Raw genomic sequence first — 840 nt, 5'->3', positions numbered from 1 at the left:
ATTGGACCAACAACAATGACCCCAGCCAGCCTAGAAGGTGGGTGTTGCAGGATTTCAAGGTGGTGGGGGATGAGCCCCCTAAGGACATTTTAAAACCTAACCCCGCCTTTGGAGAGAATTTTAAAGAATTTGCGTTTAAGGGCAAAGAAGCAGTGGCCAAACTCTTGCAAGAGAAACGCGGACAAGTAGCCGGGGCGTTTTATCGGGAGGATTTGGGGTATATTGATTTGGTGTGGGGAGAAGTTAGAAACAAAGAGGGCAAGATACAAGGACATGGCTTAAGCAAGATTGTAGAAAAGCACCTTGATGACTTTAGTCCTTTTGAGGGGGCTAATGCTTTGGAGAGGTTGGGGAATGGGCTAGAAAAAATTATACAAAATGGGGAAGTGGTGAAACAAGAGGGGGGGAGAATAGGCATGGTATGCAGAATAGGAGATAAGACCTTTAGAGTAGGGCTAAAAAAGAACTGGAAGGGAGAGGCTACGCACAACCACTGGATCATTACAGCCTATCACGACAGGGAGAAACCTTGAGTACTATTCCCTCTCAAGGCTTTACTAGGGGCAAGAGTCCGCCCCTAAACTCCTACAATAAGGGTAGCATAAACCCCCCCAAAAGTCAAACGAAATGGGATTACAAGAAAGAGCCAATCAATGAAATCTTTTAACTTTGTACTTCTGTGCTTATCTCTTGTGTGGTACTTTGGGGGGTTTTAATGCTCACCCCCTACCTTAACCAAGTTTTCCACGCCGATGCGTTAGCGTTTATGCAGGGCTTGCCTGATGCTTGTATAGATTGTGTGTGTATGGATCCGCCCTATTGTAGCGGGGGGGTAAAAAG

The 840-nt window shown here is 46.1% G+C and carries 1 protein-coding gene; it reads left to right on the top strand.

The features are described 5' to 3' along the window. The coding region (locus FNE76_RS08095) for a putative barnase/colicin E5 family endoribonuclease (RefSeq protein WP_456237342.1) at positions 1–533 on the top strand (533 nt) is incomplete at its 5' end. Positions 534–840: the final 307 nt, after the last annotated feature.

The organism is Helicobacter mehlei (genome assembly GCF_007280785.1).
Taxonomy (GTDB): Bacteria; Campylobacterota; Campylobacteria; order Campylobacterales; family Helicobacteraceae; genus Helicobacter; species Helicobacter mehlei.
The sequence above is the reverse complement of the archived record's forward strand: the minus strand, read 5'-3'. Positions and strand labels throughout refer to the sequence as shown.